Source organism: Streptomyces sp. NPDC026206 (genome assembly GCF_040638465.1).
GTDB lineage: Bacteria > Actinomycetota > Actinomycetes > Streptomycetales > Streptomycetaceae > Streptomyces.
In genome coordinates, this window is sequence record NZ_JBEZYL010000017.1 from 61,082 (window position 1) to 78,121 (window position 17,040).

General features: G+C 72.2%; 18 protein-coding genes. 7 read left to right on the forward strand and 11 right to left on the reverse strand.

All coding sequences use genetic code 11. From position 1 onward, the window contains the following. Nucleotides 1–88 precede the first annotated feature (88 nt). A complete protein-coding gene (locus AB0F13_RS22275; protein ID WP_362084962.1) occupies nucleotides 89–583 on the forward strand; it encodes a DUF3145 domain-containing protein in 495 nt (164 codons plus the stop codon). A gap of 104 nt (nucleotides 584–687) precedes the next feature. Further along, nucleotides 688–1,581 (forward strand): NAD(P)-dependent oxidoreductase, encoded by an 894-nt coding sequence (locus AB0F13_RS22280; RefSeq protein WP_362084965.1) that lies wholly within the window; start codon nucleotides 688–690, stop codon nucleotides 1,579–1,581. Between the two features lie 107 nt (nucleotides 1,582–1,688). Here the strand turns inward: AB0F13_RS22280 and fabF are convergent, their stop codons facing one another. From fabF to AB0F13_RS22305, 5 genes are all read right to left on the reverse strand, one after another. After that, the gene (gene fabF / locus AB0F13_RS22285) at nucleotides 1,689–2,951 is read right to left on the reverse strand and encodes a beta-ketoacyl-ACP synthase II (RefSeq protein ID WP_362084967.1); all 1,263 of its coding nucleotides are present in this window, start codon (nucleotides 2,949–2,951) and stop codon (nucleotides 1,689–1,691) included. A gap of 65 nt (nucleotides 2,952–3,016) precedes the next feature. Continuing rightward, nucleotides 3,017–3,265, reverse strand: coding sequence for an acyl carrier protein (locus AB0F13_RS22290; RefSeq protein WP_362084970.1), 249 nt, complete (start codon nucleotides 3,263–3,265; stop codon nucleotides 3,017–3,019). A gap of 105 nt (nucleotides 3,266–3,370) precedes the next feature. Next, on the reverse strand, nucleotides 3,371–4,375 hold the full coding sequence (locus tag AB0F13_RS22295) for a ketoacyl-ACP synthase III (RefSeq protein WP_362084973.1): 1,005 nt from the start codon (nucleotides 4,373–4,375) through the stop codon (nucleotides 3,371–3,373). A 13-nt stretch (nucleotides 4,376–4,388) separates the two neighbouring features. After that, a complete protein-coding gene (locus AB0F13_RS22300; protein ID WP_362084976.1) occupies nucleotides 4,389–5,342 on the reverse strand; it encodes an ACP S-malonyltransferase in 954 nt (317 codons plus the stop codon). A gap of 98 nt (nucleotides 5,343–5,440) precedes the next feature. After that, the gene (locus AB0F13_RS22305) at nucleotides 5,441–6,616 is read right to left on the reverse strand and encodes a helix-turn-helix domain-containing protein (protein ID WP_362084979.1); all 1,176 of its coding nucleotides are present in this window, start codon (nucleotides 6,614–6,616) and stop codon (nucleotides 5,441–5,443) included. 80 nt (nucleotides 6,617–6,696) lie between these two features. Here AB0F13_RS22305 and AB0F13_RS22310 point away from each other — a divergent pair, with 80 nt between their 5' ends. Beyond that, nucleotides 6,697–7,368: a pirin family protein gene (locus AB0F13_RS22310; RefSeq protein WP_362084982.1), complete on the forward strand. Its 672-nt coding sequence runs from the start codon at nucleotides 6,697–6,699 to the stop codon at nucleotides 7,366–7,368. Between the two features lie 23 nt (nucleotides 7,369–7,391). On the opposite strand, the gene AB0F13_RS22315 is transcribed toward AB0F13_RS22310, so the two are convergent. Further along, nucleotides 7,392–8,210: a serine hydrolase domain-containing protein gene (locus AB0F13_RS22315; protein ID WP_362084985.1), complete on the reverse strand. Its 819-nt coding sequence runs from the start codon at nucleotides 8,208–8,210 to the stop codon at nucleotides 7,392–7,394. A gap of 118 nt (nucleotides 8,211–8,328) precedes the next feature. Between AB0F13_RS22315 and AB0F13_RS22320 the strand changes: the two genes are divergently transcribed. Both AB0F13_RS22320 and AB0F13_RS22325 read left to right on the forward strand, forming a co-directional pair. Then, on the forward strand, nucleotides 8,329–8,781 hold the full coding sequence (locus tag AB0F13_RS22320; protein WP_362085201.1) for a MerR family transcriptional regulator: 453 nt from the start codon (nucleotides 8,329–8,331) through the stop codon (nucleotides 8,779–8,781). A 9-nt stretch (nucleotides 8,782–8,790) separates the two neighbouring features. After that, nucleotides 8,791–9,813, forward strand: coding sequence for an aldo/keto reductase (locus AB0F13_RS22325; protein ID WP_362084988.1), 1,023 nt, complete (start codon nucleotides 8,791–8,793; stop codon nucleotides 9,811–9,813). A 46-nt stretch (nucleotides 9,814–9,859) separates the two neighbouring features. Here the strand turns inward: AB0F13_RS22325 and AB0F13_RS22330 are convergent, their stop codons facing one another. The 5 genes from AB0F13_RS22330 to AB0F13_RS22350 all read right to left on the reverse strand — a co-directional run bounded on the left by AB0F13_RS22330 (nucleotide 9,860) and on the right by AB0F13_RS22350 (nucleotide 14,831). Then, nucleotides 9,860–10,537, reverse strand: coding sequence for a response regulator transcription factor (locus AB0F13_RS22330; protein ID WP_362084991.1), 678 nt, complete (start codon nucleotides 10,535–10,537; stop codon nucleotides 9,860–9,862). Further along, a complete protein-coding gene (locus AB0F13_RS22335) occupies nucleotides 10,534–11,823 on the reverse strand; it encodes a sensor histidine kinase (protein WP_362084994.1) in 1,290 nt (429 codons plus the stop codon). Before AB0F13_RS22335 ends, AB0F13_RS22330 begins: the two co-directional genes overlap by 4 nt. An 87-nt stretch (nucleotides 11,824–11,910) precedes the next feature. Further along, nucleotides 11,911–12,789: a DUF4429 domain-containing protein gene (locus AB0F13_RS22340; RefSeq protein WP_362084997.1), complete on the reverse strand. Its 879-nt coding sequence runs from the start codon at nucleotides 12,787–12,789 to the stop codon at nucleotides 11,911–11,913. Nucleotides 12,790–12,845: 56 nt separating this feature from the next. After that, nucleotides 12,846–14,093 (reverse strand): alpha/beta hydrolase, encoded by a 1,248-nt coding sequence (locus tag AB0F13_RS22345; protein ID WP_362085000.1) that lies wholly within the window; start codon nucleotides 14,091–14,093, stop codon nucleotides 12,846–12,848. Between the two features lie 99 nt (nucleotides 14,094–14,192). After that, nucleotides 14,193–14,831, reverse strand: coding sequence for a TetR family transcriptional regulator (locus tag AB0F13_RS22350; RefSeq protein ID WP_362085204.1), 639 nt, complete (start codon nucleotides 14,829–14,831; stop codon nucleotides 14,193–14,195). A gap of 115 nt (nucleotides 14,832–14,946) precedes the next feature. Between AB0F13_RS22350 and AB0F13_RS22355 the strand changes: the two genes are divergently transcribed. Both AB0F13_RS22355 and AB0F13_RS22360 read left to right on the forward strand, forming a co-directional pair. Then, nucleotides 14,947–16,536: an MFS transporter gene (locus tag AB0F13_RS22355; protein ID WP_362085003.1), complete on the forward strand. Its 1,590-nt coding sequence runs from the start codon at nucleotides 14,947–14,949 to the stop codon at nucleotides 16,534–16,536. A 122-nt stretch (nucleotides 16,537–16,658) separates the two neighbouring features. After that, the gene (locus tag AB0F13_RS22360; RefSeq protein ID WP_362085006.1) at nucleotides 16,659–17,036 is read left to right on the forward strand and encodes a peptidase inhibitor family I36 protein; all 378 of its coding nucleotides are present in this window, start codon (nucleotides 16,659–16,661) and stop codon (nucleotides 17,034–17,036) included. The last annotated feature ends 4 nt before the right edge of the window (nucleotides 17,037–17,040 follow it).

Sequence of the window (17,040 nt, forward strand, 5' to 3'; positions counted from 1 at the left end):
GCTCAGCGCCCACCGCTGCCCCGGGCGGGACCGTTACGGGTGCGAGGCCGCTGAGGAAGGCGAACCTCGAACCGCACTGGAGGTCCCGGTGACGACACGTGGAGTTCTGTACGTGCACTCCGCGCCCCGCGCGCTGTGCCCGCACGTCGAATGGGCCGTGGGGGGCGTTCTCGGCGTGCGGGTCGCCCTCGACTGGATCCGGCAGCCCGCGGCGCCCGGCACCTGGCGCTCCGAATTCTCCTGGCAGGGCCAGGCCGGCACCGCCTCCAGGCTCGCCTCCGCACTGCGCGGCTGGCACCTGCTGCGCTTCGAGGTGACCGCCGAACCCTGCGCCACCGCCGAGGGCGAGCGCTACAGCTCGACCCCCGGCCTGGGCATCTTCCACGCCGTCACCGGCATCCACGGCGACATCCTCATCCCCGAGGACCGGCTGCGCGCCGCGATGGCGCGCTCCGGCCGGGGCGAGAGCGACCTGCAGGCCGAGGTCGCCAAGCTGCTCGGCAAGCCCTGGGACGACGAGCTGGAGCCCTTCCGCTACGCGGGCGAGGGCGCACCGGTGCGGTGGCTGCACCAGGTCGTGTGACCCCCGGCGCCTTCGCGTCCCGCCTTCGCGTCCCGCCCGGGCGCCGACTCACCGGTGACGCGGTCCTTGCCCTGGAGCACACTCCAACGCCTAGCGTCTGAGCCATGTCCGACACAGCCTCCGCCCCCGCTGTCTCCGTCGCCGTCCTCGGCACCGGGACCATGGGCGCCCCCATGGCCCGCAACCTCGCACGCGCCGGCCTGTCCGTACGCGCCTGGAACCGCACCCGCGACAAGGCCGAGCCCCTCGCCGCCCACGGCGTGACCGTCGTGGACACGCCGGCGGAGGCCGTACGCGGCGCCGACGTCGTGCTCACCATGCTCTACGACGGCCCGGCCGCTCTTGACGTGATGCGCGCCGCCGCCCCCGGGCTGCGGCCCGGCGCGGTCTGGTCCCAGTCCACCACCGCCGGCCTCGACGGCCTCCACGACCTGGCCGCCTTCGCCCGCGAACGGGACCTGGTCCTCGTCGACGCCCCGGTCCTGGGCACGAAGAAGCCCGCCGAGGAGGGCGTGCTCACGGTGCTGGCCGCGGGGCCCGACGCCGCGCGCCGCGTCCTGGACCCCGTCTTCGACGCCATCGGCTCGCGCACCGTCTGGGTGGGCGACGACGGCACGCAGGGCGCGGCCACCCGGCTCAAACTCGTTCTCAACAGCTGGGTGCTCACCGTCACCCACGGCGCCGCCGAGGCCCTGGCCCTGGCCAAGGGCCTCGGAGTGGATGCCGGGCGCTTCCTGGACGCCGTGGCGGGCGGCCCGCTCGACATGCCCTATCTGCGTGCCAAGGCCGGGCTCCTGCTGGACGGCGGCCTCACGCCGCCGAGCTTCGCCACCACGACGGCGGAGAAGGACGCCCGCCTGATCGTCGCGGCGGCGGAGTCGGCCGGGGTGCGCCTCGACGTGGCGGCGGCGGGCGCCGAACGCTTCCGCCGGGCCATCGAGCAGGGGCACGGCGACGAGGACATGGCCGCGTCCTACTTCGCCAGCTTCGAGGAATAGGCCCGCGCCGAGGGGGGCGGCCGCGCGGTCGTACGGTGAAGGGCCCGTCCCGGCCAGCGGTGGCCGGGACGGGCCCTTTGCCCGTAAGAGTGGTGCGCCGGTCGTGATCAGACCGTCCGCAGGGCGAGCACCACGTTGTGGCCGCCGAAGCCGAACGAGTTGTTGATCGCGGCGATGGAGCCCTCGGGAAGCCGGCGGGGCTCGTCGCGGACGATGTCCGCGTCGATGTCCTCGTCGAGCTCCTCGATGTTGATCGTGGGGGGCGCGGTGCGGTGGTACAGCGCGAGCACGGTCATGACCGTCTCGATGCCGCCGGCACCGCCGAGCAGGTGACCGGTCATCGACTTGGTCGCGGAGACCGCGACGTGGTCGAGGTCGTCGCCGAGGACCTTGCGCAGGGCCTTGAGCTCCGCGGCGTCGCCCTGCGGCGTGGAGGTGGCGTGCGCGTTGAGGTGCACGACCTCCGACGGCTTGAGGTCGGTGTTGTCGAGCAGGTTCTGCAGCGCGGCGGCGATGCCGCGGCCGGTCGGCTCGGGCTGGGCGATGTGGTGGCTGTCCGCGGACAGGCCCTGGCCCAGTACCTCGCAGTAGACCCGGGCGCCGCGCCGGGCGGCGTGCTCGGCCGACTCCAGGACGACGACACCGGCGCCCTCGCCGAGGACGAAGCCGTCACGGGTCTTGTCGTACGGACGCGAGGCCGTGGCCGGCTCGTCGTTGTTCTTGGACATCGCCATCATGTTGGCGAAGGCCGCGATGGGCAGCGGGTGGATGGCCGCCTCGGTGCCGCCCGCGACAACGACGTCGGCGCGACCGGTGCGGATCATCTCGACGGCGTAGCCGATGGCCTCGGCGCCGGACGCACAGGCGCTGACGGGGGTGTGCACGCCCGCCTGGGCGTTCACCTCGAGGCCGACGTTGGCGGAGGGACCGTTGGGCATCAGCATCGGCACGGTGTGCGGGGAGACGCGGCGGACGCCCTTCTCCTTGAGCACGTCGTACTGGTCGAGCAGGGTGGTCACGCCGCCGATGCCGGAGGCGATGACCGTGCCGAGCCGCTCGGGGGTGATCGCGGAGTCCTCGCCGGCCTTGCCGGTGAAGCCCGCGTCGGCCCACGCCTCGCGGGCGGCGATCAGCGCGAACTGCGCCGACCGGTCCAGCTTGCGGGCGAGCGGCCGGGGCAGCACGTCCTCGGGATCGACGGCCGCGACGGCGGCGATGCGGACCGGCAGGTCGGCGAAGCGCTCGCCTTCCAGGGCCCTGGCGCCGGAACGCCCGGCGAGCAGCCCTTCCCAGGTCGATGCGCTGTCGCCACCCAGCGGTGTGGTTGCGCCGATACCGGTGACGACCACGGTGCGATTGGTCGGATTCACAGGAATTGTCTCCACGTGTAGAGGTGCTGGAACCGCCACCGCCGGGGTGGCGACGAACGCTACGGTCAGGCCTGGTGCTTCAGGATGTAGTCGGCAGCGTCGCCGACGGTCTTCAGACCCTTGACGTCCTCGTCGGGGATCTTGACGTCGAAGCGCTCCTCGGCGGCGACGACGACCTCGACCATGGACAGCGAGTCGACGTCCAGGTCGTCGGTGAAGGACTTGTCCAGCTTGACCTCATCGGTGGGGATGCCGGCGATCTCGTTGACGATCTCGGCGAGGCCCTTGAGGATCTCTTCCTGGGTGGCGGCCATTGTGGCGCTCCTTCTATCGATAGTGCGGTGGAACTGCGGTAAGGGAACTGCTGGTGCGGTGACCTTCGGGCGACCGGCCGGTGGTGCCGGTCCCGTGGATCTCGCCTAGGGGAGGGTAACGACCGTGGCGGCGTACACGAGACCCGCCCCGAATCCGATGAGGAGCGCGGTGTCGCCGCTCTTCGCCGCCCCCGTCGCCAGGAGCCGCTCCATGGCCAGCGGAATGGACGCCGCCGAGGTGTTGCCGGTGGTCTCCACGTCACGGGCGACCGTGACGCTCTCCGGGAGCTTCAGGGTCTTGACCATCGAGTCGATGATGCGCATGTTCGCCTGGTGCGGGATGAAGACGTCCAGGTCTTCCGGGCTCACCCCGGCCTCGTCCAGCGCCTGCTGGGCGATCTTCGCCATCTCGAAGACGGCCCAGCGGAAGACCGCCTGGCCCTCCTGGGTGATGGCGGGGAAGCGGACGTCCGTCTCCTCGCGGTAGACGTCCCATGCGACGGTCTGCTTGATCGTCTCGGCCTTGTCGCCCTCCGAGCCCCACACGGTCGGGCCCATGGCGGGCTCCTTGGAGGGGCCGACGACCACGGCACCGGCGCCGTCACCGAACAGGAAGGCCGTGGCACGGTCCTTCAGGTCGGTCAGGTCGGAGAGCCGCTCGACACCGATGACCAGGACGTACTCCGCCGAGCCCTCGGTGATCATGCCCTTGGCGATGGCCAGGCCGTAGCCGAAGCCCGCGCAGCCCGCCGAGATGTCGAAGGCGGCGGGCTTGCCCGCACCCACCTTGTGGGCGATCTCGGTCGCGATGGCCGGGGTCTGCTTGAAGTGCGACACCGTCGAGACGAGGACCGCGCCGATCTGCTCGGGCGTGATGCCCGCATCCGCGATGGCCTTGCCCGCGGCCTCCAGGGACATCGCGGCCACGGTCTCCTCCGGGCCGGCCCAGTGCCGGGTGGCGATGCCCGAGCGCGAGCGGATCCATTCGTCCGAGGAGTCGATGTGCTTGAGGATCTCCTCGTTCGGCACCACACGGGTGGGGCGGTAGCCGCCCACGCCCATGATGCGCGCGTACGGGGCGCCCTTACCGGGCTTGATCTTCGAGGTCATGCTGTCGGGCTCCTTATTCGGCCGGGCCGGCGGCGTCGGCAGCGTGCTCGGCGATCAGCTCACGGGCGGCCTCGAGGTCGTCCGGGGACTTGAGCGCGAGGGTCCTGACGCCCGGCAGGGCGCGCTTGGCCAGGCCCACGAGCGTGCCGCCGGGGGCCACCTCGATCAGCGCGGTGACGCCCAGCTCCTTGAAGGTCTCCATGCACAGGTCCCAGCGGACCGGGTTGGCCACCTGGCCCACGAGCCGCTGCACGACCTCCCGGCCGCCGGTGACGACCTGGCCGTCCTTGTTGGAGACATAACGCGTGCGGGGGTCGCCGACTTCCACCTCACCGACCGCGGCCTGAAGGACCGAGACGGCCGGGGCCATGTGGTGCGTGTGGAAGGCGCCCGCCACCTTCAGCGCGACGACCCGGCGGGTGCCCTCGGGCTTGTCCGCCTCCAGCGCCGCCAGCTGCCCGGCGGTGCCGGCGGCCACGATCTGGCCCGAGCCGTTGACGTTCGCCGGGGTCAGGCCCAGCTTCTCCAGGTGCGGCAGCACGATCTCCGGCTCGCCACCGAGCAGCGCGGCCATGCCGGTCTCGGTGACGGCCGCGGCCTCGGCCATGGCCAGGCCGCGCCTGCGTACGAGCTCCATGGCGGCCCGCTCGGACAGTACGCCGGTCAGCGCGGCGGCGGCCAGCTCGCCCACGCTGTGACCGGCGGCGGCGCCGACGAGGCGCGCGAAGTCGTCCTGCGTGGGGAACAGCTGTCCCGCCGAGATCAGCGCGGACGCCACGAGCAGCGGCTGGGCCACCGAGGTGTCGCGGATCTCATCGGCGTCGGCGTTCGTGCCGTAGTGGACGAGGTCCAGGTCGATGGCGGCGGACCACTCGGCCAGACGGCCGGATACACCGGGCAGGTCGAGCCAGGGGGTCAGGAAGCCGGGCGTCTGAGCGCCTTGGCCGGGAGCGACGAGTACGAGCACCCTCACACTCTCTCTCGTGGACGGCATCGGTCACCCGTGAGGACAGGGACGAAGAACCGTCAGGGGAATTGTGGACGTTCGACAAAAGCCTAAGGGTGTCACTCCGCGTCGGCCAGGCGCCCGAGGATCAGCGCGATCCGCAGCGTGAAGGCCGAGCGGACATCGGAGGGTGACCAGCCGGTGACGTCCGTCACACGTCGGAGGCGGTATCGCACGGTGTTGGGGTGGACGAACAACATCCTGGCCGCCCCCTCCAGGCTGCTGGCCTGTTCCAGGTAGACGCTCAGCGTCTCCAGCAGCGCCGAACCCGCCTCCTCCAGTGGTCTGTAGATCTCCTCCACCAGCTGTTCGCGCGCGGCCGGGTCACCCGCCATCGCCCGCTCGGGCAGCAGGTCGTCGGCCAGCACGGGACGGGGGGCGTCCGGCCATGCCGCACAGGCCTTCAGGCCGGCCGCGGCGGCCTGCGCGGACTTGGTCGCCGCCAGCAGGTCGCCCACCACGGGGCCGGCGACCACCGGCCCGGCGGCGAACGGGCCGATCAGCGCCTTGGCCGCCTGCAGCGGTTCGTCGGAGCCGCCCGCGATCACCACCAGCCGGTCGCCCAGCACCCCCGTCAGGACCTGCAGCTTCGCGTGCCGGGCGGCCCGGCGGATCGCCTCCACCGTCAGCTCGCTGTCCCCGTTCGGGGCGGTACCCAGCACCACCGCGACATGCGCCGGCGAGCTCCAGCCCAGCGCCGCCGCCCGTGACAGGACGCCCTCGTCGGCCTCGCCCGACAGCACGGCGTTGACCACCAGCGACTCCAGCCGGGCGTCCCAGGCGCCGCGCGCCTCGGCGGCCTGCGCGTAGACCTGGGCCGTGGCGAAGGCGATCTCCCGGGCGTACACCAGCAGCGCCTCGCGCAGCGACGACTCGTCGCCCGGCGCGGCCACCTCGTCGATGGCCGACTCCATGACCTCGATGGTGGTCCGCACCATCTCCACGGTCTGGCGCAGCGTGATCGCCCGCGTCAGCTCGCGGGGCGCGGTGCCGAAGACGTCCGTGCTGATGGCCTGCGGGGTCTCCGGATGCCGGAACCACTCGGTGAAGGCCGCGATGCCGGCCTGGGCGACCAGGCCGATCCAGGACCGGTTCTCCGGGGGCATCGCCCGGTACCACGGCAGCTGGGCGTCCATCCGGGCGATGGCCGCGTTGGCCAGCGTTCCGGAGGACTTCTCCAGGTTGCGCAGGGTGGCGCTGTGCGGATGCGGGGTGTTAGCGGCTGGTTCAGGCACGGGGACAAGCCTGCCTTATTCGGGTGGGCTCCGGGGCCGCCGGGCCCCTGCCAAGCGTTCCACGGGGCTACGGTGGGCCGATGACGCACGTGCAGCGGGCCGCCGAACGCTTCCGGGGCGGTGACCCGGCGGCCGGTATCGAGACCTGGCACGCCTTCTCCTTCTCCGGTTTCTACGACCCCGACAATGTGCGGTTCGGCCCGCTCGCGGCCTGCAACGAGGAGCGGCTGGCGGGCGGCGCCGGCTTCGCCGGGCATCCGCACCGCGACGTGGAGATCGTCACCTGGGTCGTGGAGGGCGAACTCACCCACGAGGACTCCACCGGTCATGTGGTGACCGTCCGCCCCGGCGACGTCCAGCGCCTGAGCGCGGGCTCCGGCGTCCGCCACGTCGAGCGCAACGCCGGGGCGGTACCGCTCCGGTTCGTCCAGATGTGGCTCACCCCGTCCGAATTCGGGGGCGAGCCCCTGTACGAGGTGGTGCGGGGCATCGCCGACGGGACGCCGTACGCGCTGTCGCGGGCGGAGGCGGTGCTGCACGTGCGGCGGCTGCGCACGGGGGAGCGCACCGCGCTGCCGGACGCTCCGTGGCTGTACGTGCACGTGGTGCGGGGCACCGTGCGCCTCGGCGACGAGGTCCTGCGCGAGGGCGACGCCGCGCGGGTGCCGGATGCCGCCGGTGCCGAGGCCGAGGCGATCGGCTCCGCCGAGTTGCTGGCGTGGGAGATGCACGCCGAGCCGCACTTCGGCTGACGGCAGCGCTACCGCTTGGCGGTTCAGGCCGGGCGCAGTTCGGCCAGGACCGCGTCCGTCAGGGGCGGCCACGCCTGGACCGCCCACGGGCCGAACGCCCGGTCCGTCAGCGCCACGCACGCCGCGCCCGCCTCCGGGTCGACCCACAGGAACGTGCCCGCCTGGCCGAAGTGCCCGTAGGTGCGCGGTGAGGACGAGGCGCCCGTCCAGTGCGGGGACTTCGCGCCCCGGATCTCGAAGCCCAGGCCCCAGTCGTTGGGGCGCTGGTGGCCGTAGCCGGGCAGGACGCCCGTCAGGCCGGGGAAGGCCACCGAGGTCGCCCCGTCCACGGTCTCCCGCGACAGCAGCCGCGGTGCCTGCAGCTCCGCCGCGAAGCGGGCCAGGTCCTCCACCGTCGAGACGCCGTCCTTGGCCGGTGACCCGGGAAGGTCCGTCGAGGTCATGCCGAGCGGCTCCAGCACCGCCTGCCGCAGGTACTCGGCGAACGGGATGTCGGTGGCCTTGGCGATGTGGTCGCCCAGCACCTCGAAGCCGGCGTTGGAGTAGATCCGCCGCGTGCCGGGCCCGGCCATCGTGCGGTGCTCGTCGAAGGCGAGCCCGGAGGTGTGCGCGAGCAGGTGCCGGACCGTGGCGCCCGCCGGCCCGGCGGGCTCCTCCAGCTCGATCGCGCCCTCCTCGACGGCGATCAGCGCGGCGTAGGCGGCCAGCGGTTTGGTCACGGACGCGAGGGCGAAGCGGTGCCCGGCCGGCCCGTACGATCCCGCACGCGTGCCGTCCGCCCGTACGACTGCCGCGGCGGCGGTCTCCACGGGCCAGTTCTCGATCATCCGCAGGCTCTCCATGGCAAGGAGCCTAACCCGGCTTCCGGATCGCACCGGATCTCGCTTGCTTCGAGTGCACTCCAACTCTCTAGCGTGGGGGTCACCGCAGAAGTTCGCGAGGGGGAGCGGCATGACCGTGATGGACAGCGCACCGGCACCGGTGCACGGATGCCTGGAGCTGGACCGGCAGCGCCACCGCCGCCCGGAGGGGCGCGACCGGTACACGATCAGTGAAGTGGTCGCCTACGCCGGGCTGTCCGCGCACACCCTGCGCTGGTACGAGCGGATCGGCCTGATGCCCCACGTCGACCGCTCCCACACGGGGCAGCGCCGCTACACCGACCGCGACCTGGACTGGCTGGATCTGGTCGGACGGCTGCGGCTGACCGGCATGCCGGTGGCCGACATGGTCCGTTACGCGGAGCTGGTCCGCCAGGGCGACCACACCTTCGCCGAACGCGAGCGCCTGCTGAGCGAGCACCGCGAGAACGTACGCAAGCGCATCGCGGAGCTGCGCAGCACGCTCGACGTACTCGACTACAAGATCGACATCTACTCCGACGCCCGGCGCCGGGCGTCCGAAAGGGTCTGACGCACCATCATGAGCAGCGACAGCACGATAACGAGCGTGGCACTCGGCAACGGCGGCCCCGAGGTCGGCGTCCAGGGGCTCGGCTGCATGGGCATGAGCTTCGCCTACGGTCCGACGACCGACGAGGCCGAGGCACGGGCGACGCTGGAGCGGGCACTGGAGCTCGGTGTCACTCTCTTCGACACCGCCGACATGTACGGGCTGGGCGAGAACGAGAAGTTCATCGCCCCCTTCATCCGGGCCCACCGCGACCAGGTCGTCCTGGCCACCAAGTTCGCGATCGTCCCCGACCCCGACAACCCGGTACAGCGGACCATTCGCAACGACCGCCCGTACATCCGCCAGGCCGTGGAGGCCAGCCTGCGGCGCCTGGGCGTCGACGAGATCGACCTGTACTACATGCACCGGCGCAACCCCGACGTCCCGATCGAGGAGTCGGTCGGTGCGATGGCCGAACTGGTCGCGGAGGGCAAGGTCAAGCACCTGGGCCTGAGCGAGGTCACGGGCAGCGAGCTGCGCGAGGCGCAGGCCGTGCACCCGATCGCCGCCGTGCAGTCGGAGTGGTCGCTGTTCAGCCGTGACATCGAGGCCAACGTCGTGCCGGCGGCACGTGAGCTGGGCGTCGCCCTCGTGCCCTACTCGCCGCTCGGCCGCGGCTTCCTGACCGGTGCGTTCGTGCACGCGGACAAGGAGCTGTCGAGCGACGACTGGCGCCGTACGCTGCCGCGCTTCACCGGCGACAACGCGGCGGCGAACGCGGCCCTGCTGGAGCCGGTGCGGCGCATCGCCGAGGCGCGCGGCATCTCCCTCGGCCAGGTCGCCCTGGCGTGGGCCCAGCAGCAGGCGCAGGTACACGGCCTGACGGTCGTTCCGATCCCGGGCACGCGGCGCCGGTCCCGCCTGGAGGAGAACACGGCGGCGACGCGGATCGAGCTCGGAGCGGATGAGCTGGCCGCTCTGGAGCCGATTGCCGGGCAGGTGTCCGGCGGGCGCTACGCGGACATGGCCTTCACGTCGGCCGGTCGCGAGTAGTCGTTCCCCTACCTCGCCCCTTCACCAAGGGGCGGGGTGGGGACGGTCAGCCCTCGCCCGGGGCGACCAGGCCCGATTCGTAGGCGAAGACGACCGCCTGCGCGCGGTCGCGGAGGTTCAACTTCGCCAGCACGCGCCCGATGTGCGTCTTCACCGTCTGCTCCGCCAGCACCAGCGAGGCCGCGATCTCCTGGTTCGACAACCCTCGCGCGATCAGCTCCAGCACCTCCGTCTCACGCGGCGTCAGCCCGTTCACCCGGACCGCCCCCGCGCGCCGCCGCGGAGCGGGCCGCTTCGCGAAGTCGGCGATGAGGCGGCGGGTGACGGAAGGAGCGAGGAGGGCCTCGCCGGCGGCGACCACGCGCACGGCCGAGATCAGGTCGGCGGGGGGCGCGTCCTTGAGGAGGAAGCCGGACGCTCCCGCGCGGAGCGCCTCGTAGACGTAGTCGTCGACGTCGAACGTCGTCAGCATCAGCACCTTCGGCCGGTGCGTGACCCCCTTCGGCGGGTCGAGGAGCCGACGGGCGGCCTCCAGGCCGTCCATCTCCGGCATCCGCACGTCCATGAGCACCACGTCCGGGTGTGTGGTGCGGCTCAGCTCCACGCCCTGGCGCCCGTCCGGAGCGTCGCCGACGACGTCGATGTCGGCCTGGGCGGCCAGGAGCGCGGCGAAGCCCGCCCGCACCATGGCCTGGTCGTCGACGATGATCACTTTGATGGTCATGCGGGGGATGATTCCTCTTCTGTGGCGAACGGGAGCCGGGCCGCCACCCGGAAGCCGCCGTCGGGCAGCGGACCGGTGTCGAGCGTGCCGCCGACCAGCCGGACCCGCTCCCGCATGCCGACCAGGCCGTGGCCCGTGCCGCTGGTCTCCAGCGGCGGCGCGCCCGGTTCGGCCGTGGCGGCGTTGACGACCAGGAGCGTCAGGCCCGTCCGGTCCCCGTCGAGGGAGACCGAGACCCGGGTGGCAGCGCCCGGGGCGTGCCGGACGACGTTGGCCAGGGCCTCCTGGGCGATGCGGTAGGCGGACAGGTCCACGGTCTGCGGCAGCGCGGCCGGCACCGGCTCCGGCATCGACAGCTCCACCGGGACCCCGGCCCGTACCGTCGCCTCGACCAGCTGCGGGATCCGCCCGACGCCCGGCTGCGGCGCCCGCTCGGGCCCGCCGGCCGCACCGGAGCCGTCCTCGCTGCGCAGCACGCCCAGCAGGCGCCGCATCTCGGTCAGCGACTCCCGCGCGGTGGCGGCGATCGCGGTGAACTCCTCGCGGGCCGCCTCCGGGAGATCCGCGATGCGGTACGGGGCGCTGTCGGCCTGCACGGTGATGACGGACATGTGGTGGGCTACCACGTCGTGCAGCTCGCGGGCGATGCGGGCGCGCTCCTCCAGCAGGGTGCGGCGGGCCCGTTCCGCCTCGCTGATGGTCTCCTGTTCGGCGAGCGCCCGCCGGGCCAGGCCGCGTTCGCGCAACAGGGCGCCCACGACGAGCAGGATGCCGCCCACGATGACCAGCACCGGCCAGGAGCCGTTGCTCCGGGCGGGGTCCAGGCTCTCGAAGAGGAGGCTGACCGCTCCCGTCAGCGCCCAGGCCGCGAACAGGACGCGGGGCCGCTCGCGCAGGCCGAGGGCGAGCAGGAGCAGCAGCATGCCGATGATGCCCATGGGCGTCCACGGCCAGGCCCAGCCTTTGGACGCAGGCAGGGTCAGCAGGACCGCCGCGCCCGTGACATGGCCGGCGAAGGCCACCGCCCAGGCCGGCAGGGGGCGGCGCACGGCGAGCAGCAGCGGCCCCGTCTGCACGATGCCGAGCAGCAGCGCGAGATCGGAGTTCATCCCGTACTCCTCACCCAGCACCATGGTTCCGGAGGGCAGGAGGATGGCGATGAACAGCGCTGCGACGCCGTAGGGCAGGCGGCGCACGAAGCGGCTGCGGGCGTGGCCGAGAAGGGGCTCGGGCCGCCCGGCGGGGGCGAACGCGGCGCGTACGCGGCGGAGCGGTGAAGAAGACATGACGTGCTCAGCGTAGGGCGACCGACCAGGGAAAACGTCACACCGGGGGACCAGCTGGGACGTCATACCCCGGTATCACCCCGGGCCCTACAGCTCCGCCAGCAGCTGCGCCTTCTTCGCGCTGAACTCCTCGTCCGTCAGCAGCCCCGCGTCGTGCAGCTCGCCAAGATGCCGGATGCGCTCCGCGATGCCGCCCGGGTCGGGGCGGGCGGCGGGCACGCTGTGAGCGCCGTGCAGGTGGTCCCCGGCCAGGGCGGGTGCCTTGGCCCGTACGGCCGCCAGCACCGCCGCCGCGAAGGGCAGCGACTCGTGGACGAGGCCGTAGCCCATGCCGAAGACCACGGCCGCCGGGTCCTGGTCGGCGGCGCCCGGCCGCCGGCCGTCCGCAGTGCGGCGCACGAGCCGCAGGTGTCCGCCGAGGGCGTCGGGGGAGCGCCAGTCCACGTCCGTCAGCTCGTCGACGGTGAAACGCTGGTCGCCCGCCTTCCACTTGGCGGAGGAGGCCCCGGTCCAGAACCAGCGGAAGGAGATCGTCCGCCCGTCGAAGGACGCCTTGCCGTCATAGGCCTTGAAGGACAGCGGCGGCGTCGGCGCCGCCACCAGATGCCGCTCGGCCGGCTCCGTGGCACGGGGGCCGAGCTCGGCCCGTATGCGCTCGGCGTAGTACTCGGCGAGCAGCTCGCGCTCGGCCGGGAGCACCAGCCGGTAGGGGTCGCAGCCCTCCTTCAGCTGGCCGTCGGCGGCGTCGGCCAGTGGATCGGCGCCCGGTCTGGGCACGGCGCGCAGCACCACCGTCCCGTGCTTCCCCGGGGCCTGCTCGACGGCCGCGAGCGCCTCGTACGGGATGCGTCGCTCACCGAGCACCTGGAGCAGCCTCGGTGTGCGGATCCCCCGTTCGAAGCGGATGAGCACGGAGTCGGTGTCGAACTCCCAGACGGTGTGGAAACCGGCCAGCACATCACCCATGCCGCTCATCGTATGCGGCGGCCGTCCGCCCGTCCCCCCTCGTGACGCTACGCGCGTCAAACGGCGGGGGCTGCGATATCCGGACCCAGATCGTCCGTACAGTCACTTCCGTCCCTCGCGCAACGAACGGAGGCGGGGGCGCCGACTCCGATCCCGGCGAAGTTGGCGAGGCTGGTGGTGCCGGGGGCGAAGTAGCCGGCGTGGCCGGAGGCGTCGGAGGCGGACAGCACCCGGGCGCCGAAGCCCTCGGAGACCGGGTCGGCGCCGTGGCCGAGGCCGCCGACCTCCATGTGCGGCACGCCCTGAATCCAGTCGTCCGCGTCCCGCATCGCCCATATCCGGGCGCTGCTGCGCAGGTCGGAGGCGTGCTCGGCGCGCATGCCGGGACTGCCGGCCACCGCCACGTCCGTGACGCGCGGGGAGAGGTCGCGGGCGGCGACGCCGCACACCACCGAGCCGTAACTGTGGCAGAACAGCGAGACCTTGGACTCGCCGGGCAGCGCCCGCACCATTTTCCGCAGCCGCAGCGCGCCCTCGGCCGCGAGCTTGCCGGTCGCGGCGTCCATGCCCACGCCGGCGGGCGAGGTGTAGTCGGCCCAGGCGATGACGGCCGTGCCGGTGGCGGGGCTGGCCTTCCGCTCGGCGGCGTAGAGGGACCGGGCCATGCCGACGGGGGCGCTGTAGGCGCGCTGGGTCTTCTCGAAGGTCAGCACGTTGGTGTCGACGCCCGGCACCACCACGGAGATCCGCTGGGCGTGGTCGAGGTCGCCGAAGACCTCGGCCACCCGGCCGGGGCCGGCGGGATCGAAGGAGAGGATCTGCCGGCCGTCGGCCAGCAGGGACTCGAAGCGGTGCATGCGCCGGGTCGCCTCGTAGCGGCCGGAAGGGGTCAGGCCGCTGTCGTGCGTGCGGCGCTCCTCGATCGTACGGGCCCGGTCCAGGGCGATCCGGTTGGCGCGGTAGCGGAGCTCGGCGGGGGCACCGGCCAGATTGCCGAGGACGAGCGGGTGGCGCTCGGCCAGGCGCTCGCGCTGGCCGCCGGAGAGCGCGCCGAAGAAGCGGGCCAGGGTGGCGGTGTCCGCGGTGGGCGAGGGGAGCGGCAGGCCGGCGACGGAGCCGTGCAGCCAGGCCTTCATCGCTGCCGCGCCCGGGTCGGCGGCCGCCTTGTGGCTTCTCACGGCCGTCCAGCCGGTCGTCGCGAGCATGACGAACACCACGGCCAGCGCGAGCAGCGCGCGCCAGGCCGTGGTCGCGTTCGACCAGGGGATGGGGGAGTGGGAGCCGAGCTCCGGGAAGGAAGTCACCGCGGACCAGACTAGGAGAAACTCGCTTGCGTCCGGGGAGTCGGTGAGCTATCTCACGTTTGGATCAACGGTATTCGGGCGCACTCTCCTGGCTTTCGTTCAAGATCGCCAGTTTTCCGCCAATGCCGGTCCGATCTGATCCAAATAGGCGGCGGTGGTGCGCTTCAGTTCGCTCATGTCCCCGTCCGCGACCTCGGACCACAGCTTGCCGTTCGCCCGCATCACCCCGCTGAACGCCGCGACGAGGATGCGCGGCCGGGGATCCTGCGGGGGCAGGCCCTCCCGGCGGGCGATCTCCTGGGTCAGCCGGTCCTCCAGCTCCATGAGCCGGCGCAGATGGGCGGCCAGCAGCTGCGGGTTCGACTGGATCATCTGGAACGTGCGGACGTGCAGCGTCAGCGGGACGACCGACTGGATGGCCTCCTCGATGGTGTCCCACGAGGACAGCACCGCGGTGCGCAGCGCGGTGAGCGGCGACTCGGCGGCGGGGCGCTCGCACACGGCGTCGAAGAAGTGCGACTCCACCATGTGCTGGACGGAGAGGGCGACGTCTTCCTTGCCGGCGAAATAGCGGAAGAAGGTGCGCTGCGAGACGTCCGCCGCGCCGGCGATCTCGTCGACGGTCGTCCCCTCGTAGCCCTGCCGGGCGAACAGCTCCAGGGCGGACCTGATGAGGGCGTCCCGCGTCCGGCGCTTCTTGCGCTCCCGCAGGCCTGTCGCGCCTTCGACCGTGTGCATCGTCCTGCCCTCTTCTGCTGTGTTTGCGCTGCTCAGGATAGTCATGCCCAAGATGACAGACAACGGCGGTTGAATCAGATTGTCAATTGTCAGCGCCTGCCATAATCTCGGACGCATGACACAGACCACCGTCGCCGGCGCGACGCCCGGGCTCGGGCCCCGGAAAGGATTACGCGGCCACCCCTGGCTGACCCTGATCACCGTCGCGACAGGCGTGATGATGGTCGCGCTCGACGGCACGATCGTCGCCATCGCCAACCCCGCCATCCAGAAGGACCTCGGCGCCTCGCTCGCCGACGTGCAATGGATCACCAACGCCTATCTCCTCGCCCTCGCCGTCGCCCTGATCACCGCGGGCAAGCTCGGCGACCGCTTCGGCCACCGCCTGATCTTCCTTATCGGAACCACCGGCTTCGCCCTGTCCTCCGGACTCATCGCCCTGTCGGGCAGCGTGTCGACGGTCGTCGGCTTCCGCGTCCTGCAGGGGCTGTGCGGGGCGCTTTTGATGCCGGCCGCGCTCGGCCTGCTGCGCGCGACCTTCCCGGCCGAGAAGCTCAACATGGCGATCGGCCTGTGGGGCATGGTCATCGGCGCCTCCACGGCGGGCGGCCCCATCGTCGGCGGCCTGCTGGTCGAGCACGTCAACTGGCAGTCCGTGTTCTTCATCAACGTTCCCGTGGGCGCCCTCGCGCTCGCGCTCGGCGCGGTCATCCTCAAGGACCACCGCACCCCCAACGCCCCCAGGTCCTTCGACATCCTGGGCATCCTGCTGCTGTCCACCGCGATGTTCTGTCTCATCTGGGCGCTGATCAACGCGACCGACTGGAGCTGGGGAAGCGCCCGGACGCTGCTCTTCCTCGCCGCGTCGCTGCTGTGCTTCGTCCTCTTCGCCGCATGGCAGTTCAAAGCGCGTGAACCGCTGCTGCCGCTGGGCCTCTTCCGGTCCCTGCCGCTGTCCGCCGGCACGGTCCTGATGGTGCTGATGGCCTTCGCCTTCATGGGCGGCCTGTTCTTCGTCACCTTCTACCTGCAGAACGTGCACGGGATGACGCCGGTCGACAGCGGTCTGCACCTGCTGCCGCTCACCGCCATGATGATCGTCGCCTCGCCCGTCGCAGGCGCGCTCATCAGCCGGATCGGCCCCCGCATCCCCCTGGTCGCCGGCATGCTCTGCGCCGCCGTGGCCTGCTTCGGGCTGGCCTACCTCGAACCCGGCACCGGCACGCCCCTGCTGTCGCTGTGGTTCGCCCTGCTCGGCATGGGCTTCGCGCCGGTCATGGTGGGTGCGACCGAGGTCATCGTCGGCAACGCGCCACTGGAGCACGCCGGTGTGGCCGGCGGCCTCCAGCAGGCCGCCATGCAGGTCGGCGGCTCGCTCGGCACGGCCGTGCTGGGCGCGGTCGTCGCCGCCCGGGTCGACCACCTGCTGCCCGAGAGGTGGACCGCCGCCGGGCTGCCCCAGGTCACGCCCGGGCAGGCGGCCCAGGCCGCCGACGCCGTCCAGGTCGGCGTGGCGCCCGTGGCGCCGAACACCCCGCCGGAGCTCGCGGCGAAGATCTCCACCGTCGCCCATGACACTTTCGTGTCAGCGATCAACACCGGCTTCACGGTGGCCGGCTGTGTGGCGCTGCTCGCGGCGGCCGTCGCCGTCTTCACCAAGCGCGGCGCGAACGCCGGGGCCGGGGCGGCCGCGGCCCACATCTGACGGGCTGAAAATCAGCCATCCCCTCTCTTCCCCTATCCGGGCATGACCGACCCGGCCTTCTTGGCAGCGATGATCAGCGGCCACCAGACTCGGCGTTCCATTCGAGTGGGGGAGGAACCCATATGCGTACGAATCGAGCCGTCGCGTTCGCCGGAGCCGTCGTTCTCACCGCTGCCGTGACGGCGGGCGCGCCCGCCGCGAGCGCTCAGCCCGGGAAGCGGTCCGGACCCTGCGCCGCCGGGCAGCTGTGCCTGTGGCCGAGGACCGATTTCCGGGGGCAGCGGCAGGTCAGCGAGCTGGCGGGCATCGACATCGAGAGTTGCACGACCGTGCCGGGCGGCGTGAGCGCCGCGTCCTTCGTCAACCGCACGGGGCGGCCGGTGACCACGTACCAGAGCGCCACCTGCGCGGAGACCGGCGAGTTCTCGACCTATCCATCGGGCACCTGGACGCCCGAGTCGCCGTACATCGTGCGGGCCTACAAGGTGTGGGAAAGCTGACACG